A 23162-nucleotide genomic window follows, 5' to 3' on the forward strand; every position below is an offset into this window, starting at 1 on the left:
GGGGTGGGCGTAGAAACAACGCCGCCGTCATGGCAGCCCGCAAGCGCAATGCTGACACTTGCTGCGGTGCCGATCAGAAAGCGGCGCCAGCCGGAATCCATACCACTGGACCTGGTCCTGGAAGATTGGAGCAACGGCAGCTTGGTCAGATCGGTCTTCGAGCGCTCGGGCATGGTTGTTTACTGGTCCTTTTGCACATCATCACAGTTCACCACGAACCATCGCTCGAACTTTGGCCATCGCCCGAATTCCGGCCACTTGGCCTTCGGACGGGCTGGACGTGCTTCAGGTCCCGCTCGCGTAACGCTCGCGCAGAATGCCTTGTGCCCCCCGTGGTGTGTCGCAAGGGGCACAAGCGCGAGCGCAGGTTCTTTCCCAGCAGTCTGAAACAATCTGAAATCTGCAACATTCCCATTATGAAAATTATGAATTTCCATAACTTTCATATTGTTATACCAGATTATCCCGAATCTTTCTCCAGCGACCGGACTTCGCGCCAGAGCGCGTAACTGGATGGCACACCCGCAGCGCGCAGGCCGCTTTCGCATTTCATCGCCTCGTGCCGCTCCTCAGATCGAACCTGACGTAATGCCGATAAACGCGCGGAAAGACAGTGAACCCGCGCCTGCCAGGGATGCGTCGGCGCAAAACTGTGTGAGATCGTGTCACGAGCCAGGCCGATTTCCTCTTCCGCCAAATCCGCCTCGCCCAGCGCCAGCAGCGTCCGGGCCCATCGCATATGGAAGTAGGAGGCCTTTGCATCGAGGCCGTAGAGTGTGCGCGCTCCCGTCTGACGCGCCTCTTCGAGCAGTGCGGCAGCTTCCGTCCGGTTGCCCATCTGCGCATCCGCCAGAGCCAGCTCCGTCATCGCATACAACGTCCAGAAATGATCCGAACCCAGTTCTTCGCGATAATGCTTGAGGACGGGCACGAGGAGATCCCGGGCCTCCGCCGGCCGCCCCTGCCAGATCCGAAGAACGCCCAGGCTGTATTGCGGTGACAGCGCTTCGGGGTGATCCTTGCCCAATGTGTCGACAAAGATGGCCCGCGCCTTGAGCAGCATGGCCTCCGCCCGCGCGAAATCGCCTGCATCGACCAGAAAATCGCCATAGTCGGCCAGTGCCCATGCCGTGAGCGGGTGATGGCTCCCCACTTGCGCCTCGCGCAGCTGGAGGTGGCGGCGAAACGCAGTGCCGGCTTCATCGAAACGCCCGAGCTTGCGCAAGCTGAGCCCCAGAAACCAATTCGCGTCCGCTTCAATGCTGGGTTCAAGCGGCTTTGAAGCGCTCAGGATTTCCTTCAGCGCTCCAGCAGCCTTTTCATATTCCCCCGTTTCAAAGAACAGCTTGGCCTGCGTCACACGCACGGGTGCAAGGGCCGGAGAGTGTATCCTGTTGCTGATCTCAATCGCGGAACGGCAAGCCGTATGCGCTCTTCCGACCTTCCCCGCCAGCCGCAGCGCCTGGCAGAGCGAGGCCTCGATCTGCGCATAAGCGTTCGTGTCCGTTCCATGCGCGCTCCGCTCCAGCGTGGCAGCCGCATCCAGATGGAAGATCGCTTTCTGATACTCCCCCCAGCCGCTGAAGGCATTGGCTATGACCCGGTTGAGCGCAATGAGCGTGTCCGGCCGGTCCTTGAAACGCGTGTTCATTGTCGCAGCCGTCTTTTCAACGACCGCATGCAGCGATTTGCTGCCCCGCCTGGGACTATAGGGGTCTGCGGGTTCCAGCAGATCCGACGACAGAAAGGCGACAAGCTGTTCGGCCTGATCGTCGCCGGAACTCGCATGCGACGTATTGTACATCACGGCACCGGTGGCTGCTGCAACGGCGAAAGCTCCGATCGCCAGCACGGCCTTTGTCCGTTTGCTGGAAAACCGCTGCGTCCAGCCTGAGCGCGCTTCGCGCACGGTGCCAGAGGACACCTCCAGAGGCTCAGGCTCGCCATCCACGTCAGACAGCCCCGCCTCGACGGAAGCGCCACCGATCAGCCTGTAGCCTTGCCCATAGACCGCTTCGACCCGCTGCCCTTCCTCGCCCAGCGCACTGCGCACGCGCCCGACAGCTTTCGCCAGCGAATTTTCATGAACGAGACGTCCAGGCCAGCCAGCCTCAAGAAGGCTGTCCTTGCTGACAGGCGCGCCATTGGCCCGAAGCAATGCAATCAGAATGGCCCGGGCCGTCCGGTCCAGAAATAGCGGCGCGTCGTTCAGGGAAAGAGCACTTGAACGTTCATCGTATGAGATATTTCCGGCACGCCAGAGGCGGTAGGACAAAATCTCCTCCTAGACTTTCGCGCCTGGCCAGACGCCATTCGATCCGAGAAAGCGTTTTAGTTGCCAGCATTAACTCATTTTGCAAGATAGACTTTTTGATAACTCGCAAAGAGCCGGGACCGCTCGCATGGCGAGACACTGTCCCGGATAAACACGCCGGCAGATCAGCATCCGCATGCAAAAATGATCCAGATGGACGAGCCGATTAAGTTGAATGCCGACCAGATCTGAAAGCGTCCTGCCACATGGCGTTCGTGCAAACGCGATCAACCTGAATACCCCCGAAAAAAGCTTTCCCCTACGCGGTTTTCAGGCCATTATTCTCGTCGAGTACAGGGATAAACCGAAAGCAATAGTGAAATCGCCCTGTCCCGTCGCCCCGACATCTGTCAGACGCCCCCTCCCCATCATGACTTCTCCATCAGAGCCGCCGGAACACCATACCCCCACTCCTCATATTTTCTGGCAATGACTGCGCCCATCAGGGCAAGTTCAGGTGAGTTATCGCCGAGACGATGACTCATGATGATCGGCGAGGTCGCAGGCTCAGCAAGATCCCGGAACGCGACATCGTGGCTGCGCGCGCGGCGTACCGATTCAGGCACGATCGCCATGCCCTCTTCTGCCGCCACCAAGCCGATGGCGATCTGGAGTTCACGCGCCTCGTGCGCGATGTGCGGTTCGATAGCATGGTCCCGGAACAGCGAGATCACCTGGTCCGCATAGCTGGGGCGCGGTGCGCGGGGGTAGATGATCTGCGGTTCGTCCGCGAGATCACGCAGCGAGACCGGACCTTCTCCTGCTGCGAGACGATGACCGATAGAGAAGGCCGCAATCATTTTCTCATCACGCAGAACGATGCGCCGGACGGCCGGGTCTTCAAACCGGATGCGGCCAAAACCGATATCGATACGCCCGTCCTTGAGCGCCGCGATCTGGTCGAGAGTAGTGCTCTCCACCATGACCAGCTCGACGTTCTCCGCCCTCTTGCGGAATTCCCGGATGAGTTCGGGCAACCGTGCGTAGATCGTCGAGGACACGAAACCGATAACCAGCCGTCGCCGCTTGCTGACCGCCGCCGCCTTCACCATGGCCTCGACGTCTTCCATGCGCCCAAGGACCTGCACCGCCTGCGCATAGAGGAGCCGGCCCACCGAAGTCAGCCGCAGCGGCCGGTTCGAGCGATCGAGCAAGGGCGCACCAACGTGCCCCTCCAGCTGCTGGATGGCTCGGGAAAGCGGCGGTTGGGCCATGTGCAACCTCTCCGCCGCGCGGTTGAAATTGCCTTCATCCGCTACCATCACGAAATAGCGCAGAAGGCGCAAGTCGATCAAATATACCTCCATGGTATTAAGCACCCACCGCATTGATCTTTGATAGCGGAGCAGCCGGAGCTTACGTCATTCCCTGAAATCTAAGCATTCGGGAGAGTCGCTGCAATGGCCGTGTTGAGCCACGCCGATACCTTCATTGTCGATGTGCCGACTATCCGCCCGCACGTTCTGGCGATGGCGACTATGCACGCCCAGTCGATGGTGATCGTCCGCCTGACCGATACCGATGGTGTCGAAGGTGTGGGGGAAGGCACGACGATCGGCGGCCTCAGCTACGGTGATGAAAGCCCGGAGAGCATCAAGTCCGCGATCGATACCTACATCGTTCCGGTACTCGAGACCTGCGACATCGCCCAGGTTGGCGCGACCATGGCCAAGGTTGCCAAGTGCGTGCGCGGCAACCGCTTCGCCAAGTGTGCCGTGGAAACGGCACTGCTCGACATGGCCGGCAAGCGGCTCGGCATTCCCGTTTCCGAGCTGATCGGCGGGGGCCGGGTTCGCGAAAGTCTGCCGATCGCCTGGACTCTCGCGAGCGGCGACACCGCCCGCGACATCGCCGAAGGCGAGGAAATGCTGGCGAGGCGGCGCCACCGCATCTTCAAGCTGAAGATCGGCAAGCGCGAAGTGCGCGAGGATGTTGCTCACGTCGGTGCTATCTGCAAGGCCCTGGGCGACCGCGCGAGCGTCCGGGTCGACGTCAATCAGAACTGGTCGGAAGCCCAGGCCAAGATGGGCATGGCGATGCTGCAGGACGTCGGCTGCGATCTTGTCGAGCAGCCCATTGCCGGTGACGACCTTGCCGCGATGACCCGCCTGTCGGCCACTCATGCGATCCCCCTGATGGCCGACGAGGCGCTTCATGGGCCGCGCACGGCCCTGCGGATCGCTTCGGCCAGCGCGGCAGGCGTCTTCGCGCTCAAGATCGCGCAGTCAGGCGGCCTTTTCGCCACGGCCGAAGTTGCCGCCATCGGCACGGCCGCAGGTATCGGCCTTTACGGCGGCACCATGCTCGAAGGCGGGGTCGGCACGGCCGCCTCGGCTCACGTCTTTGCCACGGTTCCGGATCTCGTGTGGGGCACCGAACTGTTCGGCCCGCTGCTGCAGACCGAGGAAATCCTCAGCGAACCGCTTGCCTATGGCGACTTCTCGCTCGCCGTTCCCTCCGGGCCGGGCCTCGGCATTGCCCTCGACGAGGACAAGCTCGCCTTCTTCCGGCGCGACCGCACCCAGTCGGTCATCAGCGCGCCAGCCCTTCACGCCGCCAACGCAGGAGCCTGACGCGATGCTTTTCATGGTCGAAATGGACGTCAACATTCCGCTGGACTACGATCCCCAGGAAGCCGCGCGGATCAAGGCCGAGGAAAAGGCCTATTTCCAGAAGCTCCAGGCTGCCGGCACCTGGCGGCACATCTGGCGCAAGGTCGGACTCTATTCGAACGTCTCGATCTTCGACGTCGAGAGCAACACCGCCCTGCACGATACCCTCATGGCACTGCCGCTCTATCCCTTCATGACCATGAAGGTGACGCCGCTGTGCCGACACCCCTCCTCGCTCCACGACGACGATCGTTGATCGCCGCCAACACCACTTCATGGGAGAGAATGAAATGGACGTCAGCTTCGTAAAGACCCCCGAAATCCAGCAGCTTCTCGATCGCGCCGCAGGCGTGAACGAAAGCGGCGGCAATCCCCGCCTCAAGGCGATCATGCGCGACCTCACCGAAAGCGTGATGGAACTGATCGTGAAGCACGACATCTCCGAGAGCGAATTCTGGCTCGCGATGAAGTATCTCGCGGATGCGTCCGGCGAGATCGGCCTGATCGTGCCGGGCACCGGCCTTGAGCATTTCCTTGATCTCTACATGGATGCCAAGGACGCCGAAGCCGGCCTCACCGGCGGGACCCCGCGCACTATCGAGGGCCCCCTCTACGTTGCTGGCGCGCCGCTGGTGGAAGGTAACGCCAACCTCAGCACCGATCCCGACGAAGGCACCCAGGTCCTCCACATGACCGGCACTGTCACCGGCCCCGACGGCGAGCCGGTGGAAAATGCGATCCTCCACGTCTGGCATGCGAACTCGCAGGGCTGGTATTCGCACTTCGATCCCACCGGCGAGCAGACGCCGTTCAACAACCGCCGCCGCATCAAGCTGGGCAAGGACGGGCGCTATGCGTTCCATTCGAAGATGCCGAGCGGATATTCGGTCCCGCCGCAGGGCTCGACCGACCAGCTCATGCAGGCGCTCGGCCGCCACGGCAACCGCCCTGCCCACGTCCACTTCTTCATCGAGGCCCCGGGCTACCGCACACTGACAACGCAGATCAACTTCGGCGACGATCCGTTCGCAGCCGACGACTTCGCCTTCGGCACCCGCGAAGGCCTGTTGCCGGTGCCCAGCCGTCAGGGTGACAGCGCCTATATCGGCTTCGACTTCCAGCTCCAGCGTGCTGCCGGCGAAGGGGATGAGGGCTTCTCGTCACGCACCCGTGCCGAAGCGAAGGCACAGCCGGAAACCGAAGCCGCCTGAGCGCGGCACGACGGGAGACAGGATCATGCATGAACACTTGATGCAGCGCGTTGCGACAGCCGTCGTCGACGACCACGAGACCGGACTGTTTCGCTGCCGCCGGGACGTGTTCACCGACCCGGAGCTGTTCGAGCTGGAGATGAAATACATCTTCGAGAACAACTGGGTCTACCTTGCCCATGAAAGCCAGATCGAGAAGAAGAACGACTACTTCACGACCTGGATCGGGCGCACCCCCGTGATCCTGACCCGCGGCAAGGACGGCGGTATCGGCTGTGTGGTCAATGCCTGCGCGCATCGGGGCGCGCAGCTTTGCCGCCGTAAACGCGGCAACCAGCCGCTGTTCGTGTGCCCCTTCCACGGCTGGAGCTTCAAGACCGACGGCACGCTGATGCGGGCCAAGGACGCCAGCACCGGCGCCTATCCCGACAGTTTCAACCATGACGGCTCGCACGATCTGACTCGCGTGCGGGTGGAAAGCTATCGCGGCTTCATCTTCGGATCGCTGAACCACGATGTCGCTCCGCTGGAACAGCATCTGGGCGAGGCGAAGATCATCATCGACCAGATGGTCGATCAGGCCCCGGACGGGCTTGAGGTGCTCTCCGGCAACTCGACCTACACGTTCGACGGCAACTGGAAGATGCAAATGGAGAACGGTTGCGACGGCTACCACGTCAGCTCCGTTCACGAGAACTACCAGTCCACCATGGGCCGCCGCGCCGAAGGCGGCACCAAGGCGGTCGACGCCAATGGCTGGTCCAAGGCGCCGGCCAGCGGAGTCTATGGCTTCGAGAACGGCCATATCCTGCTCTGGACGCAGGTCCTCAACCCCGAAGTGCGCCCGGTCTGGAACCGCAAGGACCAGATCGTGGAACGCCTCGGCGAGGAGAAGGCCCGCTTCATTCTGGAGCAGACGCGTAATCTCGCGCTCTATCCCAACGTGTTCCTGATGGACCAGTTCTCGACCCAGATCCGCGTGGTGCGGCCGGTCGACGTGCACACAACCGAAATCACGATCTACTGCTACGCCCCCAAGGGCGAAAGCGCCGAGGACCGCGCCCACCGCATCCGCCAGTACGAGGACTTCTTCAACGTCACCGGCATGGGCACGCCCGACGATCTGGAGGAATTCCGCAGCTGCCAGTCGGCCTATGAAGGTGCAGGCGCACTGTGGAACGATCTCAGCCGCGGGGCCACCCGCTGGATCGACGGTCCCGACGCCAATGCGAAGGCCATGGGGATGACTCCCCTGCTTTCGAGCGAGCGCAGCGAGGACGAAGGCCTCTTCGTCCGCCAGCACGAATTCTGGGCCCAGATCATGCTCGACGGTCTCGCCCGGGATGCAGGAACCGAATCTGTGATGGAGGCGGCAGAATGACAGTCACTCTCGAAAAGGAGCGCACGGCGCTTTCCTATCACGACATCTGCGCCTTTCTCTATCGCGAGGCACAGCTACTCGACGACCGCGCGTGGGACGCATGGCTGGAATGCTATTCGGAAGATGTCGAATACTGGATGCCGGCCTGGACCGACGACGATACCCTCACGACCGACCCGTTGCGCGAGATCTCGCTGATCTACTACGCCAACCGACGGGGGCTGGAAGACCGCGTCTATCGCCTCAAGACCGAGCGGTCCTCGTCCAGCACACCCGAGCCCCGCACGGCGCATTTCATCGCCAATGTGGAGGTTCTGGAAACGCGCGAAGGCACGATCGAACTGCGCTACAACTGGCAAACACTCAGTCACCGTTACCAGCAGACGGCGCAGTTCTTCGGAACCACGTTCCTCACGCTCGACACCTCTGAAGAGACGCCGAAAATCCTGAAGAAGAAGATCGTTCTCAAGGACGATTACATTCACCAGGTCATCGACGTCTACCACATCTGAAAGCGCGCAAACGATGATCTTTCCAGGACGCTTCGCAAGCAAGGTCATGATCGTAACCGGGGCTGCGCAGGGCATCGGCGCCGGTGTCGCCACCCGCGCAGCCGCCGAGGGAGCAAGGCTCGTGCTGGTCGATCGCGCCGATTTCGTGACCGAGATCGAGCAGTCCATCGTGAGCGCGGGCGGACAGGCCGTGTCGGTCCAATGCGACCTTGAGACCTACGAAGGTGCGGCGCAGGCCATGGCGGCAGCGATGAATGCCTTCGGACACATCGACATCCTCGTCAACAACGTCGGCGGCGCGATCCGGATGCGCCCCTATGCCGAGTTCGAACCCGCGCAGATCGATGCCGAAATCCGGCGTTCGCTGATGCCGACGCTGTACTGCTGTCACGCCGTCCTGCCCGCGATGCTGGCGCAGAGGGCGGGGACCATCGTCAATGTCTCGTCCAACGCCACGCGTGGCATTCGCCGGGTGCCCTATTCGGCGGCCAAGGGCGGGATCAACGGCCTGACGCAGAGCCTCGCCATGGAATATGCCGAGGCCGGTATCCGCGTCGTCGCCACGGCTCCCGGCGGCACTGAGGCCCCTCCCCGCCGCGTCCCCCGCAACGCCGAAGGCGACAACACGCAGGAACAGGCCTGGATGGCCGAAGCCGTCGCACAGGTCACGTCCTCGGCCTTCATGAAACGCTACGGCACGCTGGACGAACAAATCGCCCCCATCCTGTTCCTGGCCTCTGACGAGGCCAGCTATGTGACCGGCTCGATCATGCCCGTCGCGGGCGGCGATCTGGGCTGAAGGAAAGCACTATATGTCCAAGATCTACGACAGCCCTCGGACCGCGCTGGAAGGCCTGTTGTTCGATGGCATGACGATCATGTCGGGCGGCTTCGGACTCTCGGGAAATCCCGAGAGCCTGATTCCCGAAATCCGTGCCTCGGGCGTGAAGGACCTCACGGTCATCTCGAACAATGCGGGCGCTGACGGCTTCGGCCTGTGGATGCTGCTCGAAAGCCGGCAGGTAAGGAAGATGATCTCCTCCTACGTGGGCGAGAACAAGCTGTTCGAGAGTCAGTACCTCTCGGGCGAGCTGGAACTGGAACTCAACCCGCAGGGCACGCTCGCCGAACGCATCCGCGCCGGCGGTGCCGGTATCCCGGCATTCTACACCAAGACCGGCGTTGGCACGGTAGTCGCCGAAGGCAAGCCGGTCGAGGTCTTCGAGGGCGAGGAATACGTGCGCGAGACCTGGCTGCGCGCCGACCTTGCGATCATCAAGGCCTGGCGCGCCGATCCCGAGGGCAACCTGATGTTCCGCAAGACCGCGCGCAACTTCAACCCGAACATGGCAACCGCCGGCAAGGTGACCGTCGTCGAGGTGGAAGAGATCGTCCCCGAGGGCACTTTCGATCCCGATTGCATCCACACCCCCGGCATCTTCGTCGACCGCGTGGTGCTCTCCACCATCAATGAAAAGCGCATCGAGAAGCGCACCGTCCGCGAGAAGGAACCCGCCTGATGGCGCAGGAGATCAAGGGCTGGACCCGCGATGAAATGGCCGCCCGTGCCGCACAGGAACTGTGCGACGGCTTCTACGTGAACCTTGGCATCGGCATCCCGACGCTGGTGGCGAACCACGTGCCCGAAGGCATCAAGGTGACGCTGCAGAGCGAAAACGGGATGCTCGGCATCGGCCCCTTCCCCTATGACGAGGACGTCGATCCCGACCTTATTAACGCGGGCAAGCAGACGATCACCGCGCTGCCGACCTCCAGCTTCTTCTCCTCGGCCGACAGCTTCGCCATGATCCGTGGCGGCCACATCGACATGGCCGTGCTGGGTGCGATGGAAGTCTCTGCCCGCGGTGACCTCGCCAACTGGACGATCCCCGGCAAGATGGTGAAGGGCATGGGCGGGGCAATGGATCTCGTTGCGGGCGTCAAGCGCGTCGTCGTGGTGATGGACCATGTGTCCAGGAACGGCGCGCCCAAGATCCTTCCCGAATGCGCGCTGCCGCTGACCGGCAAGGCCTGCGTCGACCTGATCGTCACCGACCTTGCCGTGATTGCCGTCGACCGGACAAAGGGCGGCCTGACGCTCGTCGAACTGGCTCCCGGCGTCTCGCTCGACGAAGTTCTCGCCAAAACCGGCGCACCGCTCGCTCACGACCAGACCGCGGAGGCCGCCGCCTGATGCCGTTCCTCGACACCCAGGACGCCCGCCTCTACTGGAAGCGCGACGGGCGCGACACGGCGCCAGCGCTGGTGCTGCTCAATTCGATCGGCACCGACATGGACCTGTGGGACGCAGTGCTTCCGCACCTGCGCGGAGATTTCGCGCTGCTGCGGATCGACACCCGCGGTCACGGCGCATCCACCGCCAAGCCGGGCGATTTCTCGATGGCCATGCTCGCCTCCGATGTGCTGGCGGTTGCCGATGCGGCAGGCATCGAGCGCTTCTCGCTCGCCGGCGTATCGCTGGGCGGCATGATCGGCATGGAACTGGCCCTGCGCGCGCCCGAACGGATCGAGAAGCTCGTCCCCATCTGCACCTCCGCCACGATGGACAGCGGCGCATGGAACGATCGCGTGACGAAGGTCCGGCAGGACGGCATGACCGCGATTGCCGATCTGGCCATGGGCCGCTTTCTCTCGGACAAGGCCGAACCTGCCCTTTACGAGGCCGTGCGCCGCCAGCTTCTGGCCATGGACGCGCAAGGCTATGCCGGATGCGGCGCCGCGATCCGCGACATGGATCTCGCCTCGCGCCTTTCCGGCATAAGCTGCCCGGCGCTCGTCGTCACGGGCACGCGTGATACCTCCACGCCGTTCGAAGGCCATGGCGAACATCTCGTCTCCCGCATTCCCGGCGCCGCCCACGTCTCCCTGGAAGCCGCGCACCTTGCCCCGCTCGAAGCGCCCGCAGCGCTGGCCAAGGCCCTCCTCGCATTTCTGAAAGCCTGAAACCCGTGCCTGAAGCCTTCATCTGCGATGCCATCCGCACTCCTGTCGGCAAGCTCGGCGGTTCGCTTGCAACCGTGCGAGCCGACGACCTCGCGGCACTTCCGCTCAAGGCCCTCATGGCGCGCAACGGCGCAGCCGACTGGGCGGCCCTCGACGACGTGATCCTCGGCTGCGCCAACCAGGCGGGTGAGGACAACCGCAATGTCGCGCGCATGGCCGTGCTGCTGGCAGGGCTTCCGGAAGGGGTTCCTGGCGTAACGGTGAACCGCCTGTGCAGCTCGGGCCTCAATGCCGTGGGCATGGCGGCGCAGGCGATCCGCAGCGGCGATGCCGATTTCCTGATCGCCGGCGGCGTCGAGAGCATGACGCGGGCCCCCTATGTCATGGGCAAGGCGGGCAGCGCCTTCGGCCGCGACCAGAAGATCGAGGACACCACGCTGGGCTGGCGCTTCGTGAACCCGGCGATGAAGGCCGCCTATGGCGTCGACACCATGCCGCAGACCGGCGAGAACGTCGCCGAGCAGTGGCAGGTGAGCCGCGAGGAGCAGGACCGCTTCGCCCTCGCCAGCCAGGAAAAGACCGCCCGGGCACAGGCCTGTGGCCGCCTCGCCGCCGAGATCGTGCCCGTCTCCCTGCCGCAACGGAAAGGTGATCCGATCCTGTTCGAACGGGACGAACACCCCCGCGCGACCAGTCTGGAAGCGCTGGCGAAGCTGAAGCCGGTGGTAAAGGCGGACGGCACCGTGACGGCCGGCAATGCCTCGGGCCTGAACGACGGCGCCGCGGCCATGCTGGTCGCTTCGGAACGCGCGGCGGCAGCGCATGGCCTAACGCCGCGCGCGCGCATCGCCGGCATGGCGGCTGCGGGCATCGCCCCCCGGATCATGGGTGCCGGCCCGATCGAGGCGGCGCGCAAGGTCCTCGCCCGCAACGGACTGGGCATCGGCCAGCTTGACGTGATCGAACTCAACGAAGCTTTTGCCAGTCAGGCGATCGCGACCCTGCGCGACCTCGGCGTCGATCCCTTCGATCCGCGCGTCAATCCCAATGGCGGCGCCATCGCGCTCGGCCATCCGCTGGGCATGTCCGGCGCGCGCATCGCGCTTTCAGCGGTGGAAGAGCTGCATCGCATCGGCGGCCGCTATGCGCTGGCCTTCATGTGCATCGGTGTCGGTCAGGGCCTCGCGGTATTGCTCGAACGAGTCTGAGCAGCCCCGGCGAGCCGGGCACCATCGGCGAAAGCAAATCCCGCCAGGCGCCGCCGCGCAGCGGGTTCGCCATCCGGCGCCCTATTGCCAGCCCCCGCCCAGTGCGAGGAACACGTTGATCTGATCGTCGACCATCGCGGTCCGGGAATTCGCCAGGGCCACTTCGGCATCGGCAAGGCTGCGCTGGGCATCCAGCACCTGCAGGAAATCCGAGCGCCCGAAGCGAAACAGGTGGTCTGCCTGATCGGCAGCACTGGCGGCGCTGTCCCGCGCCTTTTGCAGAGCCTCGGTGCTCTTGCGGCTCTGCGTATAGGTATTCAGCGCGGTTTCGGTTTCACGCAAGGCCCCCAGAACCGTGGAATCGAAGCTGGCGAGATCGGCTTCGGCCTGCGCGCCCGCTGCGGCGATCTGCGCCTTTACGACGGGACGGTTGGGAAACGACCAGCTCAAGAGCGGGCCAAGGCTGAAACCGAAGCTGTTGCCCGAAGCAAACGACTTGAACGGGCCGCCAATCCCCAGCGATCCGCCCAGGCTGACTTGCGGATAAAGGTCGGCCGTCACCACACCCACCCGCGCCGTATCGGCCGCCAGCTGCCGTTCCGCCGCGCGGATATCGGGCCTGCGCCGGATCAGGGCCGCGCCGTCGCCGACCGGCAGGGGACGGCTCATGGCAGGAAGAGCGCTGCAATCGGCCAGGCCTTCCGGATAGTCGGCCGGGACCTTTCCCAGCAGGGTCGCGATCAGAAACAGATTGGCCTGCCGCTTTGCGACGATGGCCGGCAGAAGCGCTTCGCTCGCATCGACCGCCGCCTGCGCGCGCGTGACATCAAAGGCCGTACCCCGCCCCCCGCGTTCGAGGCGCTGCGTCGCCTCAAGGGTCTTGCGCAGCAGGGCGACAACGTGCCGGTTCGTGGCCAGGTTGAAATTGGCGGCACAAACACCCGCATAGGCGCGGATCATGGCAGCGGCGACGGCAACCCGGGTGTCGTCCCGGGCAGCCCGCACGACCTCTTCGTCGGCGCGCGAAGCCTCGATGGCGCGGGCAATCTTGCCGGACAGGTCCAGCGGCAAGCCCGCCGATATGCCGGCATCGTAGCCCAGAATGCCGGGCAGGTTGTATCCGGTCGAGGACGGACGCGACAGATCGATCCCGCCGCTCACGCTCGTCGAGACAGTCCGCCCCGCCTCCACCTGGCGCACGATGGCGGCCGCGCGGCGCAGATTGGCATCGGCAACGCGAAGATCGGCATTCGCGGTCAGGGCCTGCGTGACCAGGTCGTTCAGACGCGGATCGTTGTAGAGCTGCCACCACTTGTCGGGCAGCGCCTCGGATGAAAACGCCTGGTCCTGTGCCGACACGAAGGGCCGTCCCGCCGCATCGGAGACTGCCACGGCCTCCTTGGGCATGTGGTAATCCGGGCCCGCGGTACAGCCAGCCAGCAGCGCCGCCGGCAAGAGAGGAAGGAGCGCGGCGCGCATCACTTGCCTCCCTGCGGCTGGATCGTCACCGTCGCCGTCCGCCCGGCGACAAGCAGCACCGACTTGGGCGGATTGTCGAGCCGGATACGCACCGGGATGCGCTGCGCCAGACGGACCCAGCTGAACGTCGCATCGACATTGGGCAGCAGATTGCCCGAATTGGAACGCGTGGTATCGTTGATGCCCGCGGCAATGCTCTCGACATGGCCGTGCAAGGTGCCGTCCTCGCCCATCAGGTGCACTTCCGCCGGGGCACCGGCGTGGATCTTCGGCAGCTTGGTTTCCTCGAAATAGCCTTCGACCCGCAAGCTGTCGGTATCGAGCAGCGCCATCGCCTGCTGCCCCGCGCCGACGTAATCGCCGGGATGCAGGTCGAGATTGGTGACAATGCCGTTTACCGAGGCATGGACATTGGTCCGCTTCACATTCAGCGCGGCGGCCTCTCGCGCTGCCAGGGCCTGTGTCAGCGCCGCCTGTGCCGTCTCCACTTTGGCGACGTTCTGTTCGTGCGTCTCTTTCGCGACGAGATCCCCGAGCGCAAGGTCACGCTGCGCTTCGCGGCGGGCCTGCGCCAGCGTCGCCCTGGCACTGGCAATCGCGGCATTCGCCTGATCAAGCGCCAGCGCATACCGCGGACGATCGATCACGAAGAGCAGATCCCCTGCCTTCACCGGCTGGTTGTCATGCACATCCACTTCGGTGATGAGCCCGCCGATGTCCGGCGTGACACGCACCACATCTGCCCGCACCCGCCCGTCACGGGTCCAGGGGCTCCGCTCGTAGTGGTTCCACATCCAGACCGCGGCCAGAGTGGCCAGGAGCACGATGAAGACAGTGGCAAGGTTGCGTGCAAGGGCAGGCAGAAAGTTTTTCATGGTTGAAATCCGGTATGGGTCGCCACAAGCGCAAGGCCGCAAAGGATCAGAATGAAGATCCCAAGGTCGACGAGCGCCTTGTAGCTGACGAAACGATAGAACCCCGAGAGGTTGAGCAGACGGATCGCGGTCATGCTGATCAACAGCGCCGCCATCGCGATCAGCAGCAGAGTGGGCACGAAGACCCCGCCGATGGAGACTTCGCCGGTCATGCCGCACCGCCCTTCACGCCTGCCTTCTCCGGACTGCGATAGGCCGGTGCATCGGGGAAGATATTCCGGCGCAGACTGATGAGCGCCAGCACGGCCGCGCGCCGAATGCTGAGGGAGGCATGGCCGGCAAGCTCCGTTACGGCGCGGTCTATCCGCGCCAGCATCTCGGGCGGTCTCTCCGGCATGCGGTCCGGCTCCATCGCGCGGTAGTAATCGCCGATATCCTTCAGCACGGGCGTGATCACGGCCCCCTCCTCTTTCGGCAGGCCAAGGCGAAGCTGGCGCAGCTCGCCGATGACCATTCCCGTGCGCAAGTCGCGCAGTGCATCGTAGAGCGGCTGGCCGGGATCGTCCCCGCGTGCAGCCAGGCGCGGCACCAGCAGGCCGATGCGATCGAGCATACGGCTGATCCACGCGGACACGTTGGGCGGCGTGTTCTGGCTGCTGCGATTGGCAATATCGGCCCAGCCGGCCTTCAACGTCCGGCGGATCGCCCCTTCGAGCCCGGCCGACTGCAGCAGCCGCACCATGACAAGCGCGAAAAGGATACCGGCGATCTGGGCAATGGCCTCGTTCGTATAAGTCGCAAATTCGCTGTTGTACTGCGCTTCCAGCAAAGTCGGACTGCCAAGCCCCAGCATTGCGGCCAGGGCAACGACGGCATAGCGGGGCGACATCATGATCGCGCCGCCGACCAGCAGGACCGGCGCGAAGGCGGCGGCAAGCATGGGGAAACCGTCAATACGGGGCAGAATGGCAAAAGCATAGATCGCACCGACCAGCGTGGCGACAACCGTGCCGATGAAGAACAGGCGGATCGGCGTCACCGGGTCATCGGCACTGGCGAACAGCGCGAGAAATATGCCGGCCAGCATCACGGCTATGGAACCGTGCTGCCAGCCGCTGCCGATCCACAGCGCGCAGCCCGCAATGATTGTCAGCGCCGCGCTGAATGCGGAGCGCGCCGCCCCCTCGACATCGCGATGAAGCGGGCGCTGGCTCCGCCCTTCCAGCAGTTCGGCGGCGCGTGGTGAGACCGGATGCCACGTCGGGCTTACCATCTGGTCCCGCAAATCCCGGCAATCGCGATGCGCGCCGACCAGCGACGAAAGGCGGGCAAGAAGGTTGAGAAGCAGCGCGGAATCCCAGCCCATGCCGGTTTCGGTTTGCGGTTCGAGCTGTGCGGCGCGTTGGCGCAAGGCTTCAGCTTGGCGGTGGCGTTCTTCCCGATCGTCGCCGGGATGTTGCAGCCACGCCCGGCAATCCACCAGCAGCGATCCCACGGCATCGGGCAGCACCGATCCGCGCTCTGCCAGAGCCTTGATCCGGTCATCCACGCCCGCCGCCAGCGGCAGGATCAGCGACAGCTGATCCTGCAAGGCCCGGATCGTGCGGACGCGCGGAGCGGTTCGGGCCGTCTCGAACGGAAGATGGGCTGAAAGCTGGTGCATCTCGGTAATGTCGAGGGCAAGCCTGCGGCGTTCCGCATCGAGGTTTGGTACTTCCTCTTCCGAAATCGAATCCCGGGACCAGCGCTCCGCATCGCGCAAGGTCGCATCCACGCGGCGCACCAGCACGGCGGTCACGGATCCGGGGAAGACCACGCCATGCACGAGACTGCCGCACAGGATGCCGACCGTGATTTCCTGAACGCGCAGGATGGCGACGTTGAAAATTTCGGCAGGGGCCTCGACGCTCGGCAAGGCGATAAGACAGGCGCTATAGCCCGCCAGCACGAACATGTAGGCGCGCGGAGTACGGTCCAGCAGCGCGATGAAAATGCACAGCGCCAGCCAGAGCGCGATCGCAAGCGACAGCAGTTCGGGCGCATTGGAAAGCGGCGGAACCATGACCACTGCCGCTGCAGCGCCGGCAATCGTCCCCATGACCCGGAAGACCGCCTTGGACAACACGGCACCGGCAAGCGGCTGCGCGATGATGAAAGACGTCATCACCGCCCAGTATGGCCGCGGAAGTCCAATCCACAGCGCAACGTAGAGCGCCAGCATGGCCGCGACATAGACTTTCAGCGCGAAGAGCGCGACGGGCATCCCCAGACGCCAGGTCACGATCCGCCTCGCCGGTTCGTCATGACGCCTTCGATATTTTCATAAACGCGCAGGGCTGCGGCAAGATCCTCGTCGCTAACCCCGGCCAGCAGCTCCTGACGCAGTTCCCGAAGGCAATCCTCGACTTCCTGAACAATGCGCTTTCCGCTGACGGTCAGCCGCGTCAGCTTCGCTCTCGCATCGAGTGGATGCGGGAAGCGCTCGATCAATTTGGCCTGCTCCAGACTGTTGAGGGTTCTCACCAGTGTCGGCTCGCGCACCCCGACGGCCCGGGCGAGGTCCGATTGGCAAGCCCCTTCCCCCAGCCGCTCCATGTAAAGGAGGCACCAGCCGCTCGAACTGGAAAGATTGAGGCGCGACAGCACCTGATCGCCCAAAAGCCGCCACTGCCGGGACAGGTTGGCAAATTGGGTGGCAAATAGCCGTTCCATGGAACCACGATTCATGAATTTTCATTAGCACGCTAATGAAATGAGTCAATTCTCCCAAAGAGGCTCTTTCAACCACTGCACGAAAGGCGACGATAGCCATCCAACACAGGTCTGGCACCTGCCGGCTGCTATCCGCACCCCACGCGCCTCAACGCAAAGGCCTCGCTGATGGCCATCAGCGAGGCCTTTGCGTTTAAGAATGCTCCAGTCCGGCCAGGGCTGTCGGAGCCGTGGCACGACCGTTTCCCCACCGGCCTCTCCTGTCCAGAACAGGCAGAGGCCGGTGGGGCAAAAGTCATTTCACGCGTTCAAAGGTTTCCAGAAACGCCTTGGACTTGCCGTCCGGCGCCTTGCCTACACCCCAGCGCGTCAACATGTGACGGTCCTTCGAGAAGCGCCAGTACTGCCCGACGATGACATCGCCATCCTTCTGTTCAAGCACCTGGAAGGTGTCTGCGTCGAGTTGACGGATGCGGATCTCGTTGAAGCGCGGATTATGCTCCAGCGGGCCGGCAACATCGTCGAGCGTGGCATTGAAATCGGTGACGTAGAGCTGCGGTTTGCGGGTGTCGTTGACCGAATGATAATGCAGGCCATCGGGACCGAACGCGAGATCGATGGTCAGGCTGAACCCCTTCGGGAACTCCCCGTTGCTCCAGTAGCTTTTCACCTCGACCGAGTGATAGCTGCCATTCAGGCCGGTATTGTCGAAGGCGCCCTCACCCGCGAATGCGGGAGAAACGACGCAGAGGGAAGCAAGCGCCGCGAACACTTTGGCGGATTTCATCATGGGATATCCCCTTGTTTACTGAAATTATTCGCTGAACTCAGAACTTGGTGGTGTCTTCGAGGTGCTTCTCGACATCGCCGCGGTCGATCCACAGGGTGCGGAAAGACTTGTCCGACAGATATTTGAGCTGGTCGCCGCGATGGGGTGAGCCAGGCTGGCTGGCATTGCCGTAGCTCATCAGACCCTTGGCCTTCAGCGGGGTGCCGAACTCGACCATCGAGACCCAGGTTTCGCCGTGGACCGGCGTGCGTTCGCCATCCTTCATCGGCCCCCAGGTGATCGTGCGGAACACGCCGGTGTTGCCGTATCCGCCGTTGCCGGGAAGGTTCACGCCATCGATGTGAAAGCGCGAAACCTCGCCATAGGGGCGATCCACAGCGCCATAGAGCTGCCTGGTCTTCGCGACCGCCTGCTTCAGCATGGCGACGGCGGCAGCCGGGTCCTTCAACCCGCGCGGGGTCTGCAACGGATCGTCGGGCGTCCACTCGATCGCGTAATTGCTTTGATCGGTGAAGTTGTTGGGTGAGAAAATGGCCGCCCAGGTCTCGAACAGCAGCGCGCCGCGGCTGTCCGGCTCGAAGCGGTGATCCCAGGCGGAGAGCAGGTCGATCGCCTTGCGGATATCGGGATCGGTATTGCCCTCGGCCGCCTGCGCCAGCGCCGGGATCATGCGATCGGCCATCAGCGAGCGGGTGGTGAGCTTCTTCGCGACGAAATCATCAAAGCTGATCTTCGGCCCTTCGCTCAGCAGCTTGACCGACATCTGCGCGCGCTGGCTGACCGGACCGACCGGCGCGACATAGGCAGGGAAGTCCTTGGGATTAAGCGCCCGCGGCCAAGTGCTCAGCCATGGCGGATCATTGGCGTTCTGCACGAAGCCGGTGGCCGGATCGAAGACCTTGGGAAGCTCGTCATAGCTGTGCAGGCCGGTCCACAGCGTCTTCGACGTATTGCCGGGCACCGGCTTCGACCAATAGCCGACATCGCCGCCGTCGTGCTTGGGCAGCAGGCCGTTGTCGAGATAGAGGATGTTCCCGTCCCTATCAGCATAGACGATGTTGAACATCACCACCTGCATCTCGTGCAGGGCCTTGCTGAACTCGCCCCAGTTATGGGACTTGCCCATGTCCAGGTACTGCTGCAGCACCCCGGGCCGGTCGAGCCCGGCCACCTTGAGCGCAATGGTGGTCTTGCCGCCGGGCAGGTCGAAGACCGGCCCCTGCACCGCGTAACGCTGGGTGAACGTCTCGGTTTTCAGCGAGCCGTCGGGCTGGCGGACCTTGTAGCTTTTCTGCGCGGTCTTGAACGGCAGCACCTTGCCGTCGAATTCATAGCCGCCGTCCTTCAGCGTCAGGGCATAGCTGGTGTAGCCCAGCATCGTGTTGACGGTATTGGTGAAGCCCAGATCGTTGTTGAAGCCGAAGCGCAGCACCGGCAGGCCGACCTGGGTCGCGCCATAGACGCTGAGCCCCGGCGCATTGAGCTGAGCTTCCATGTAGGTCAGCAGGCTGGGCGCCCAGGGCAAGTGCGGGTTGGCGAGCAGCATGGTATGCCCGCTGGCCGACCGCGACGGCGCGACCGCCCAGGCGTTAGATCCGCCCGCCTCGTTGGTCTTCGGTTCGACGAGAACCCGGCGATCCGACGCGATGTAGAGGAAGTTCATCAGCCGGTGAGCGTGGGCAATGATGTCCACGCCCTTGATCGGCAGCACCTGCAGGACCTCGGGAGACAGCTTGTCGCGGTGTGCCTGCGCATAGGCGTTGACCCCGGCGGCAAAGGCATCGAGATCCTTGCGCATCTGCGGGGTCTGAAGCTTGTACCATTGTGCCGCCCGTTCCGGCACGCCGTTGGCGATCAGCCACCGGTCCTGCTCGGCATATTTCCCGCCCCAGTATTCGGCGGCCTTGGCGCGGGATTCGCCGTACATATGCAGCAGAATGTCGCCGTGGTTCTGCGCCTGGGCATAGCCGAAGCCATAGAAGGCCCCGGCCTCGGTCTTGGCGTAGATATGCGGAACGCCGAAGCTGTCCCACAGGATCTCGCCGCCGCCGAAAGCCTGGGACGGCTTGCCCGCCGCGGCCACGGCCGGACCGGTGATCGAACTGGTTCCGGTCAGGGCGGCCAGGGCAAAGGCCAGTCCGATCGCAGCTGAACGCATGGTTGGTATTCCTTGTTACGGAGGATCGAAAGAAGAAGCGGGCCGGGACGATCGTCCCGGCCCGGCACGGCTGGTTCAGAATGAAACCGTGAGGCGGCCGTAGTAATATCCGCCGGTGAAGCCGTAAGGCGCCGTCGTCGGATACATGCCCGAACCGTAGGCAGAGCTGTAAACACCGTTCGCGTCGGGATAGACGTTGAACAGGTTGTTCGCGCCGACCGCGATGTTCAGCTTCTCGGTCATCTGCCAGGCAAGCTCGGCATCGGTGATCCACTTCGCGCCGAAATAACGGTCGCTGGACTCGGCATTCTGGATCGAAGCCAGCTTGCCGTAGCGCACCACGCGGGTGTTGAGCGTGAAGTCGCCGACCGTCAGCAGGTTGCCGATCACCAGCTTGCTCTTGGGCAGGTTCTTGGTCAGGTTGGCCTGCGAGTTGCGACCGAACAACACGTAGTCAGACCCCAGCGACGACAGCTCTTCCGGATTGTCGGCGATATGGGTGATGATCGTCTTGTTGTAGTTGTACCCGATGTTCCACTGCATGTTGGCGAAGCTGCCGATGGGGTGGCGGTAGGTCGCGACCACGTCGATACCGCGCGTGCGGGTGTCGATGGCATTGGTGTAGTACTGGGCGCTGATGTAATCGTCGATGCCGTTGGCCACGAGGATGGCTGTCACGGCATCGCCGGTCAGCGTGCTGGTGATCGCGATGCGGTCCTTCACCTTGATCTGGTAGGCATCGACCGTGATGCTCAGGCGATCGAGCGGGGTCAGGGCGATACCCGCACTGAAGTTGGTCGACTTCTCCGGCTTGAGCGGCTTGGCGCCAAGGGCGATGGCCGCGGCGGAATTGACCGGCAGCGTCTTGATCTGCAGCAGGACCTGCTCGCCATCGATCACGCGAAACTGCCCGGTCGTCGATGCGTAGATCTGCTGCGCCAGACCCGGTGCACGAAAGCCGGTGCTGACCGCGCCGCGCAAGGACACCCAGTCGGTAAGGGCATAGCGCCCGTTGAACTTGCCGATCAGCGTGTTGCCCGAACCGTCGTCATAGTGCTCGAAGCGAACCGCGCCGCCCAGAGTCAGGTTGGGATTGGGGTCGTAGGCCAGGTCCATGTAGGCGGCGAGGTTGTTGCGGGTAAGGTGCCCCTCGTCTCCGGGCTGGAAGCCGGCGGCGCCTTGCGCACCGGCGGACGGCGTCACCGTAACGCCATTGCTGTTGACGTAAGTGTAGTCGCCCGCAGCATAGCTATATTCGTCGCCCTGATAGACGCCGTAGGTTTCCAGACGGTGCTGCAGACCTGCCGAAACCTGCAGGTTGCCGCCGACATCGAAACCCTTGGTGACATCGAACGAATTGACCCATTCGGTCGACTGCAGCGTGCCGACGTAGAAGTTTGTCGGGCTCGTCGGGCCAAGCGAGGCGTTGATCGTATTGCTGGCCGTCTGCCGCGCACGGTTCTTGCCGTAAGTCGTGCTGAGATCCCAGTCCCAGCCGCTCATCATGCCCTTCACGCCCAGAGCGAACTCATAGTCCTGTTCATGCACGCTGATCTTGGGACGAAAGCCGTTGGGATAGATTTCCGGCAGCGAGTTCGCGTTCGACGGATAGCGATAGGTGTAGTTCAGGGTCGAATTGCGCTGGCTGAAAGTGCCGAACGAATAGATGTGGACATCACCGGCATCGTACCCGGCATTATAGCCAAGATTGAAACCTTCCTGCGGGAAGGCACCGTAGTTCGTGGTGATAAGGCGGTCAGCGGTTGCCTCACGCGGATCGGCTGCGCCATCGATCGGCGTGTAGAGCGCGATATCCGAGCTGATGGGTTTCGCGCGGTTGGACGCCTTCTGCTTCTTCAGGTCGATGAAGAAGTCCGCAAAGCCCGAATTGCCCAGCGCGGTGCCGACGTTCGCCGAAGCAAGATAGGTCTCGCCATCGGAGCGGTCCATGTTCTGGCCTGCCGTCACGCTGGCGGAACCGCCCGAGACATCCTTTTTCAGGATGATGTTGATCACCCCGGCAATCGCGTCCGAGCCATATTGCGCCGCCGCACCGTCCCGCAGCACTTCAATGTGATCGACCGCCGAAGTCGGGATGAGGTTGAGATCGGCGGGAACCGAACCGTTGTAGAGCGAGGACACGGCATTGATCAGCGAGGTCTTGTGGCGGCGCTTGCCGTTCACGAGAATCAGCGTCTGATCGGGATTGAGACCGCGCAGGCCACCCGTCGCAATGATGGTGGACGTGCCGCCGCCGGCCCGCGTCGGCGAGTTGAAGGACGGCACCAGCGTATTGAGCGCGGCCAGCAGGCCGGGCTTACCGGTCTTTTCCAGATCCTTGCCGGTAATCACGTCAACCGGCGTCGGGCTGTCGGCCACAGTGCGGGGAAGCCCGCGAGAACCGGTGACGACGATGTCCTTCTGCTCTTCCGCTTCTTCACGCCGGGGCGTTGCGGCCGCCTGCGCCGCCGTCGCCTGCCCGGTCACGGGGAAGGCTACAGGGCCGGAGCCCTCCCCGCTCGCGAGTTGCACCGCGCCGCGCCCGGGGACGGACTGCGGTGCAAGCGACAGGGCCACGCCGCGAGGCCCCGCATGGTTGATCCTCAACCCCGTCCCGGCCAGCATGTGCCGCAGCGCCTCGTCCGGCGTCATCCGGCCCGAAACGGCCTGGGTGCGCATCCCCTGGACGCGATCGTAGGGAAACAGAACCTGCAGCCCCGACTGGCGGGAAAAAGCCGCCATCGCGGACTTGAGCGACTGCGAAGGGATCGCGAAATCCATCGCATCCTGCCGGGCGGGCACGCTGGCGTCGATGGGACTGGCCTGTGCCGAAAGCGGCGCCGCGCCAAGCGCAAGCACCGATGCCAGAACGTAGGCGAATTCATGTCGAGCAGATTTGTATGACATCCTGGGATCAGCCCCCTGCTGGTTTTGAGGAACGTTACC

20 protein-coding genes are annotated in these 23162 nt (G+C 63.6%); 10 read left to right on the forward strand and 10 right to left on the reverse strand.

Features of this window, described 5'->3' with window-relative positions; genetic code table 11:
• Window positions 1–460: 460 nt before the first annotated feature.
• Together NN5_RS08475 and NN5_RS08480 are read right to left on the reverse strand one after the other, a co-directional pair.
• Entirely contained in the window at window positions 461–2275 is a 1815-nt protein-coding gene (locus tag NN5_RS08475; RefSeq protein ID WP_067733843.1) for a tetratricopeptide repeat protein, read from the reverse strand.
• A 407-nt stretch (window positions 2276–2682) separates the two neighbouring features.
• Entirely contained in the window at window positions 2683–3606 is a 924-nt protein-coding gene (locus tag NN5_RS08480; RefSeq protein ID WP_067733889.1) for a LysR family transcriptional regulator, read from the reverse strand.
• A gap of 108 nt (window positions 3607–3714) precedes the next feature.
• On the opposite strand from NN5_RS08480, the gene NN5_RS08485 reads away from it, so the two are divergent.
• From NN5_RS08485 to pcaF, 10 genes are read left to right on the forward strand one after another with little or no spacing between them, the layout of a single operon-like run.
• Window positions 3715–4887 carry a muconate/chloromuconate family cycloisomerase gene (locus tag NN5_RS08485; RefSeq protein WP_067733844.1) on the forward strand — a complete coding sequence of 391 codons (1173 nt, stop codon included), beginning with the start codon at window positions 3715–3717 and terminating at the stop codon, window positions 4885–4887.
• 4 nt (window positions 4888–4891) lie between these two features.
• The gene (gene catC, locus NN5_RS08490; RefSeq protein ID WP_067733845.1) at window positions 4892–5182 is read left to right on the forward strand and encodes a muconolactone Delta-isomerase; all 291 of its coding nucleotides are present in this window, start codon (window positions 4892–4894) and stop codon (window positions 5180–5182) included.
• A gap of 34 nt (window positions 5183–5216) precedes the next feature.
• Window positions 5217–6137 carry a dioxygenase family protein gene (locus NN5_RS08495; RefSeq protein ID WP_067733846.1) on the forward strand — a complete coding sequence of 307 codons (921 nt, stop codon included), beginning with the start codon at window positions 5217–5219 and terminating at the stop codon, window positions 6135–6137.
• Window positions 6138–6162: 25 nt separating this feature from the next.
• Window positions 6163–7518 (forward strand): SRPBCC family protein, encoded by a 1356-nt coding sequence (locus NN5_RS08500; RefSeq protein WP_067733847.1) that lies wholly within the window; start codon window positions 6163–6165, stop codon window positions 7516–7518.
• Window positions 7515–8030 (forward strand): benzoate 1,2-dioxygenase small subunit, encoded by a 516-nt coding sequence (gene benB, locus NN5_RS08505; protein WP_067733848.1) that lies wholly within the window; start codon window positions 7515–7517, stop codon window positions 8028–8030. The genes NN5_RS08500 and benB overlap by 4 nt, the downstream gene beginning before the upstream one ends.
• Before the next feature lie 13 nt (window positions 8031–8043).
• Window positions 8044–8829, forward strand: coding sequence for a benzoate diol dehydrogenase BenD (gene benD / locus NN5_RS08510; RefSeq protein WP_067733849.1), 786 nt, complete (start codon window positions 8044–8046; stop codon window positions 8827–8829).
• A 13-nt stretch (window positions 8830–8842) separates the two neighbouring features.
• Window positions 8843–9550, forward strand: a complete 708-nt coding sequence (locus NN5_RS08515) for a CoA transferase subunit A (RefSeq protein WP_067733850.1) — start codon at window positions 8843–8845, stop codon at window positions 9548–9550.
• Complete coding sequence (locus NN5_RS08520; RefSeq protein ID WP_067733851.1) at window positions 9550–10224, forward strand: 3-oxoacid CoA-transferase subunit B; 675 nt, start codon at window positions 9550–9552, stop codon at window positions 10222–10224. The genes NN5_RS08515 and NN5_RS08520 overlap by 1 nt, the downstream gene beginning before the upstream one ends.
• Complete coding sequence (gene pcaD / locus NN5_RS08525) at window positions 10224–10994, forward strand: 3-oxoadipate enol-lactonase (RefSeq protein WP_067733852.1); 771 nt, start codon at window positions 10224–10226, stop codon at window positions 10992–10994. The genes NN5_RS08520 and pcaD overlap by 1 nt, the downstream gene beginning before the upstream one ends.
• Before the next feature lie 5 nt (window positions 10995–10999).
• Window positions 11000–12202: a 3-oxoadipyl-CoA thiolase gene (gene pcaF / locus NN5_RS08530; RefSeq protein WP_067733853.1), complete on the forward strand. Its 1203-nt coding sequence runs from the start codon at window positions 11000–11002 to the stop codon at window positions 12200–12202.
• 81 nt (window positions 12203–12283) lie between these two features.
• On the opposite strand, the gene NN5_RS08535 is transcribed toward pcaF, so the two are convergent.
• The 8 genes from NN5_RS08535 to NN5_RS08570 form a co-directional block, all read right to left on the reverse strand.
• Window positions 12284–13681 carry an efflux transporter outer membrane subunit gene (locus NN5_RS08535; RefSeq protein ID WP_067733854.1) on the reverse strand — a complete coding sequence of 466 codons (1398 nt, stop codon included), beginning with the start codon at window positions 13679–13681 and terminating at the stop codon, window positions 12284–12286.
• Entirely contained in the window at window positions 13681–14556 is an 876-nt protein-coding gene (locus NN5_RS08540; protein ID WP_067733855.1) for an efflux RND transporter periplasmic adaptor subunit, read from the reverse strand. The genes NN5_RS08535 and NN5_RS08540 overlap by 1 nt, the downstream gene beginning before the upstream one ends.
• Window positions 14553–14768 (reverse strand): DUF1656 domain-containing protein, encoded by a 216-nt coding sequence (locus tag NN5_RS08545; RefSeq protein ID WP_067733856.1) that lies wholly within the window; start codon window positions 14766–14768, stop codon window positions 14553–14555. Before NN5_RS08545 ends, NN5_RS08540 begins: the two co-directional genes overlap by 4 nt.
• Window positions 14765–16819, reverse strand: a complete 2055-nt coding sequence (locus NN5_RS08550) for an FUSC family protein (RefSeq protein WP_067733890.1) — start codon at window positions 16817–16819, stop codon at window positions 14765–14767. Before NN5_RS08550 ends, NN5_RS08545 begins: the two co-directional genes overlap by 4 nt.
• Window positions 16820–16833: 14 nt before the next feature.
• Entirely contained in the window at window positions 16834–17283 is a 450-nt protein-coding gene (locus NN5_RS08555; protein ID WP_245656356.1) for a MarR family transcriptional regulator, read from the reverse strand.
• Between the two features lie 280 nt (window positions 17284–17563).
• The gene (locus tag NN5_RS08560) at window positions 17564–18058 is read right to left on the reverse strand and encodes a hypothetical protein (RefSeq protein WP_067733858.1); all 495 of its coding nucleotides are present in this window, start codon (window positions 18056–18058) and stop codon (window positions 17564–17566) included.
• Between the two features lie 37 nt (window positions 18059–18095).
• The gene (locus NN5_RS08565; RefSeq protein ID WP_067733859.1) at window positions 18096–20216 is read right to left on the reverse strand and encodes an acylase; all 2121 of its coding nucleotides are present in this window, start codon (window positions 20214–20216) and stop codon (window positions 18096–18098) included.
• A 75-nt stretch (window positions 20217–20291) separates the two neighbouring features.
• The gene (locus tag NN5_RS08570; protein ID WP_067733860.1) at window positions 20292–23123 is read right to left on the reverse strand and encodes a TonB-dependent receptor; all 2832 of its coding nucleotides are present in this window, start codon (window positions 23121–23123) and stop codon (window positions 20292–20294) included.
• Window positions 23124–23162: the final 39 nt, after the last annotated feature.

The sequence above is a fragment of the Novosphingobium naphthalenivorans NBRC 102051 genome, assembly GCF_001590985.1.
Lineage (GTDB): Bacteria > Pseudomonadota > Alphaproteobacteria > Sphingomonadales > Sphingomonadaceae > Novosphingobium > Novosphingobium naphthalenivorans.